Raw genomic sequence first — 5,794 nt, 5'->3', positions numbered from 1 at the left:
TCGGAACGAACTTCTTTTTTTAGAGTCGATCGTTAATCTTTGCAGTCAATCAAAGATTACAGTGCTCATGGTAACCCATTCCCCCAACCATGCTTATTACTTTGCAGAAAAAGGCCTTCCTGTGAAGGTGGCCATGCTTAATCAAGGAAAAATGATTGCTTATGGTGGTCCGTATGAGGTGCTTACTGAGGAAAATTTACAGAAGGTTTATAGAGTAAAAGTAAAAATCGGAAAAGAATTGGATGGAGACAATCATGAGATTAATACGATGACATTATTAAAAACAATATAGGGTGTTAAGGTGAAATTACTCATTTTGGAAACATGTCCAATATGGAATGCATCAGATGATTATAAGAGGTGGAAAATGTATAAGCAACAATGTAAAGTATTATCAACAGTCTTGATTGCAGTGATCCTAATGTCTTTGCTGTCCTTGACAGGTTGCAGAAACTCTTTGCCGGGACAACAGGAGTACCGGGAGGTAACAGATTGTATTGGGCGAACTGTGGCAGTCCCCAAGGAAATCGAAAGGATTGCAGCCTTAGATCCTTTTGCGGGGCAGGCAGTGATCATGTTTGGTCACGGAGAAAAGATGAAAGCAACGGTGGGAGGGGTCAAAAGAGATCTCTTGCTTCAAGAAATGTGCCCTGCGCTGAAGGACGCAGCCATCGTCAAGGAGAGTGGTACTGTTAACGCGGAAGCCCTTTTAAGTCTGCAGGTGGATCTTCTTTTACTTAAGGGTGACGTGATTTTAAATATCCCTGAGAAGGAGAAAATTGAAAAACTGGATATTCCCTACCTTGTTGTTGATTATAACAGTATGGAAAGTCAAATTGCTGCGTTTCGTGTTATCGGGGAAGCTTTGGGAGAGGAAGCGGAGGCGGAAAAGGTCAAGGCGTATTACCGTTCTGCGATTGAAAGAATAGATGCCATAACCAAAGAAATACCACAAGAGAAGAATCCGAGAATATACCATGCAGTTAATCAAGCAGTTCGTACAGATTCAAAAGGCACTTTGGGATCAGATTGGATATCTTATACGAGAGCGGAAAATGTTGCTTTGGGAAAGGATCTGACGTCGGACGGGAAAAATTATTATACCACCTTGGAACAGATTTTTGTTTGGGATCCAGACTTAATTATCTGTAATGAAAGCGGCGTTAGCAACTATATGTTAACCGATAAAAAGTGGGCAGGGCTGAGGGCAGTTCGGGAAGGAAAGGTTTATCAAATGCCCATTGGCGTTTCACGCTGGGGACATGAAGGTGGGCTGGAAACACCTTTAGCCCTGTTTTGGCTGGCAAAACTAATTTACCCCGAGGAATTTAAAGATTTAGATCTGAAAGTTGAAATGAGCTTTTTTTATGGAACATTTTTTGATTACACACCTACCTCTGAAGTTATAGATAAGATTTTAGCAGGGGAAGGAATTCGCTCAGCCAGTACGGCCAGTACCGAGTCGTTGAATAACTAAAAGTATTCCCACAAGCACAATGAAAACGAAAAGAAGTATTTCCAGAAGCAACAAGTTTACTGCATGTAGGGGGAAATTATTTGAAAAGGAGATATCGAGATGAAGCGTAGATGGCAATGGAAGTCAATAAATGTACTGATTATCATGTTGTGTTGTCTTTTTGCAGCTTCCCAGGTATTTGCGGCGAATGGAGATGGCACGGGAGACGGAACCGGCGGCGGAAAAAGTATCGCTTTTGCTCTGGATTCGTCTACACCGGCAAATGGGAGCACTAATGTGCCGCTGGATACAGCAATTACACTGACTTTCAATAAAAATGTTGTTAACCTTACTGTGAAAGAAAACAATATGAAATGTTTTGCGTTAAAAGACAACGCAGAGAATAATATTGCTATTCAAGTGGAAATGGGAGATGATCAGATTGATCCCACAGTGAAGCGGATTATTACTATTCGGCCAAAAGCAAAATTGTCTGAAGGAAATACTTACACATTGAATATCAGCAAAGACCTCAAAGCAAAAAATGGATCCAGTTTAGAGCAAGACGCCACGGTCAAATTTACATGCGCCGGTGAGGTAACAAAAAAACCGGAAGAAATCAAGGTGGAGGAGCCTAAAACAACAACCGTGGAGACAGCACTAAATGTGGAAGAACCTAATAAAACAACCGGAAATACGGAGCAGAAGGGAGAGCCTAAAATAGCAACAGGAGAGACAGCGCTGAATGGAGAAGAGCCTCAAACAATAAATGGGGAGACAACAATTAATGGAGAAGATCCCAATAATGAAAAGACTGAGGCAATAGAAGTAGCTGGACCTTTACGGGCAGATGAAGTGAAGAATGGAGCAGCGTTACAGTGGATTATTGGTTTCGCGGTAATTGCTATGGTCGCTATATTAATAACAGTTGCAATGAAAAAAAGGAAGTAAAACCTTTAAACTAGATTAAGCTATGGAAGATGCTGGGATTTTGGAAATATATTAAAAAGAACTTATCAATAGTTTAATTAATACGAGGAGAAACAAATAATGAAAATAATAATCTTTTTTCTCCTAACCCTTTTTTCAGCGGGCTATTTTGTATGGGCAGTTAATAGTCGTTATCGAGTTATTAAATCAGGCAGACCGCTAAACCGAAGTGATCGCCCGCACGAGCGCTGGAAATATTTTTGCACTCAAGTATTATGGCAGAAGAAGATCAGAGATTTCCCTATTTTTGGAGTTTTTCATCTCTTTTTTACGTGGGGATTCCTGGTTCTGCTTATAAGTAGTTTGGATATGGCTCTGGCAGGTCTTTTTCACGTGCGGATTCCATTCATCGAATATAATGAAGTCTATTTATTTATTAGAGATACAGCCATGGCTTTAGTTATTGTCGGGGTTTTCGGTTGTCTTTTACGTCGCTCAATTAAGAAACCGAAGTGGCTGGCCAATAACATCATGGCTTATGTCATTCTCCTCTTGGTCTTAGTGATCGTAATTTCCGAACTATTATTTAACACGATTTATTTTTCTCAAGGGACAAGCAGTGGTATATCAGGGGCTTCCTGGCTGGTCTTGGCCACCTCAAAGCTGTTGAAGGACCTGAACTTTATTATCGGATACAGAGCGGCGGAAATTGTCTGGTGGATGCATTTTTTGGCTATGTATTCTTTCTTAGTGATTATCCCGAACTCGAAACACCTTCACTTAGTCTTTGCAGCTTTTAACACTTATTGGCATTCCCTGGATCCCAAAGGGGCTCTGTTACCTATCCAATTGGGTGAGGAAAAAGGACAAACTTACGGAGCCAATAAACTGGAGGATTTCACTTGGAAACAGTTGCTTGATGTCTATAGTTGTGTTAAATGCGGACGTTGTAATAACCGTTGTCCTGCTCAACAGAGCGGCGAGGAGACGAAACCAAAAAAGGTAAACGGTAGAGTACGCAAACATCTGGAGAACAATACCAAGAAAACGATTGGGGAAATTTTTGAAAAGGAAGCTATCTGGGGTTGTACAACTTGTGGCGGGTGTGTTGAAGCGTGCCCGATGTCCTGTGAGCATACATCTAAATTTATCGATATGCGACGTTATATTGTGTCAAGCAATGCGAACATTCCTTTAGAAATTAAGCAGGTTTTCAAGGGAATCGAGAATTACGGAACTCCCTGGGGTCTAAGTCGTAACCAGGGCATCGGATATGCACGGATTAATGAACTGGGGTTACCGACATTGACTGAAAACCCTAAGGCTGAGTACCTGTATTTTGTGGGATGTACTGCTTACTATAATGAATCGGCGCTGAAAGCGGCGGTTGCCTTCGCTAGAATCCTTAAAAGTGCGGGCGTCAATTTTGCCATACTTGGTGAGGATGAAGGGTGTTGTGGTGAAACGGTACGGAGAATGGGAAATGAACTTCTTTTTCAAACTATGGCTAAAAAGAACATTACATTGTTTGGTAATTTAGGTGTAAAGAAGATCATTACTATCTGTCCTCACTGTCTTAATACCTTACAAAACGAATATAGTCAATTTGGCGGTGAATATGAAGTTATACCTCATGTAGCATTTTTAGAGAATCTTCTGTCCAGGGGAAAGCTTAAGCCCCTAAATAATCAACCTGAATTAGTTACTTTTCACGATTCCTGTTATCTGGGACGGTATAATGGATTTTATAATCAACCAAGAGAAGTCCTCCAGGCCATACCTGGTGTCAGTTTAACCGAGATGTCCAGAACAAAGGAAAGTTCATTTTGCTGCGGTGCCGGAGGGGGTCGGTTCTGGATGAATGCAGAGACAGGAAATGCAATAAGTATTAATCGGACCTATGAAGTCCTTGCCACAGGGGCGAAAGTGCTCTGTACTTCTTGTCCATATTGTCAGATTATTTTAAAGGAAGAAATACAACGAATAGATCCTGATCGAGAACTGATCATCATGGATATAGCCGAAATTCTGGAAGCAAGCTTGTAAGCAGTTCTTGTTTTGGTGGCAGATCATTGGAAAAACTCGCAGGTAAAAAAGGATGGTACAATGTCTTTAGACAACTTGAAGACCTTGGCTGGCGATATGATGCCTGACAATCGCTTCTCAATTCCTTTTTCCAAAGAGTATCATTAATTGTTTCCCAATCTGGAGGAGGTTTAATACAATGCCTAAAACACCAACAACGGAAACAAAACAATCAGCTCAAAAACCATTAGGTAACCGCTATAACCGATTGGAGTGGGCAGGCGCTTTTGGCGACCTTGGGACACTTATCCCGTTTATAACCGGTTATATTTTGATTATGAAGTTAGATCCCTTAGGTATTCTATTTATGTTCGGGATACTCCTGATTAGCTCCGGGTTATATTATAAAACACCGGTTCCTATCCAGCCCATGAAGGCTATCGGAGGTGCGGCTATAGCTCAAGCAACAGCGATTACCCCTGGCATGGTATGGGGAGCAGGGATTTTCACAGGCTTTTTTTGGTTGATTTTAGGACTAACCGGTACCCTCAACTATGTATCTAAAATAGTAACTAAACCCGTTAAAAGGGGAATTATTTTGGGACTTGGCATTCTTTTTATCATAGAGGGAACCAAACTGATGAAAACAGATTTAGTTGTAGCTTTAATTGCACTAGTGATTACATTTCTGCTTTTGACGAATAAACATATTCCGGCGATGTTTGTCTTAATCGTTTTTGGTATAACAGCTGCTTTAGTCCAAAACCCTGGTCTCTTCAAAGAACTGGCTGCGATACATCCTTCTTTCCGACTCCCGCAGTTTTCTCTGGGTCATCTGACGTGGTCGGAGTTTTTAAAAGGTACGCTCGTTCTAGGTATTCCTCAAATTCCGTTGACCCTCGGTAATGCAGTTATAGCTATCACGGCCGAAAATAACAGACTATTTCCTGAACATCCGGTAACCGAAAAAAAAATGGCGATTTCTCAAGGGATAATGAACCTAATTTCCCCGATTTTTGGCGGGATTCCCATATGTCATGGTGCCGGAGGTATGGCTGGACATGTTCGTTTTGGTGCTCGTACCGGCGGCTCACTAATTATATTAGGTGGCATCCTTCTAACTGTTGGATTATGTTTTAGCAGTTCCGTATTAATACTGGCTAACATTTTTCCCTCAAGTGTATTAGGGGTTATGTTATTTTTTGCCGGATTGGAATTGGCTGTATCTGCTCGTGATGTTGGGCATGAGAAAAGTGATTTCTATATTTTATTAGTCACTGCTGGTTTTTCTCTCTGGAACATGGGTATAGGCTTTATTGCAGGATTAGTTATGCAAGAAATGTTAAAAAGGAAAATTTTTAAAGTTTGATAATGTTAAATTTT

4 protein-coding genes and 1 pseudogene are annotated in these 5,794 nt (G+C 41.0%); all 5 read left to right on the top strand.

What is annotated here, in order from left to right; translation table 11 throughout:
- Positions 1 to 292: pseudogene (locus tag AC6I5A_RS14245) on the top strand (hypothetical protein); the annotation flags it as partial.
- A gap of 75 nt (positions 293 to 367) precedes the next feature.
- Positions 368 to 1,477 (top strand): ABC transporter substrate-binding protein, encoded by a 1,110-nt coding sequence (locus tag AC6I5A_RS14240; protein ID WP_034617538.1) that lies wholly within the window; start codon positions 368 to 370, stop codon positions 1,475 to 1,477.
- A gap of 99 nt (positions 1,478 to 1,576) precedes the next feature.
- The gene (locus AC6I5A_RS14235) at positions 1,577 to 2,407 is read left to right on the top strand and encodes an Ig-like domain-containing domain (RefSeq protein WP_034617537.1); all 831 of its coding nucleotides are present in this window, start codon (positions 1,577 to 1,579) and stop codon (positions 2,405 to 2,407) included.
- A 99-nt stretch (positions 2,408 to 2,506) separates the two neighbouring features.
- Entirely contained in the window at positions 2,507 to 4,432 is a 1,926-nt protein-coding gene (locus tag AC6I5A_RS14230) for a heterodisulfide reductase-related iron-sulfur binding cluster (protein ID WP_052168126.1), read from the top strand.
- A 178-nt stretch (positions 4,433 to 4,610) separates the two neighbouring features.
- Complete coding sequence (locus tag AC6I5A_RS14225; RefSeq protein ID WP_034617535.1) at positions 4,611 to 5,780, top strand: putative sulfate/molybdate transporter; 1,170 nt, start codon at positions 4,611 to 4,613, stop codon at positions 5,778 to 5,780.
- Positions 5,781 to 5,794: the final 14 nt, after the last annotated feature.

It is taken from the genome of Desulfosporosinus sp. Tol-M2 (assembly GCF_059735615.1).
The sequence above is the reverse complement of the archived record's forward strand: the minus strand, read 5'-3'. Positions and strand labels throughout refer to the sequence as shown.

Excerpts from the sequence above, each read along its gene's own strand:
- AC6I5A_RS14235 (WP_034617537.1), top strand. The coding sequence starts at position 1,577 with ATGAAGCGTAGATGGCAATGGAAGTCAATAAATGTACTGATTATCATG.
- AC6I5A_RS14240 (WP_034617538.1), top strand. The coding sequence starts at position 368 with ATGTATAAGCAACAATGTAAAGTATTATCAACAGTCTTGATTGCAGTG.
- AC6I5A_RS14230 (WP_052168126.1), top strand. The coding sequence starts at position 2,507 with ATGAAAATAATAATCTTTTTTCTCCTAACCCTTTTTTCAGCGGGCTAT.
- AC6I5A_RS14225 (WP_034617535.1), top strand. The coding sequence starts at position 4,611 with ATGCCTAAAACACCAACAACGGAAACAAAACAATCAGCTCAAAAACCA.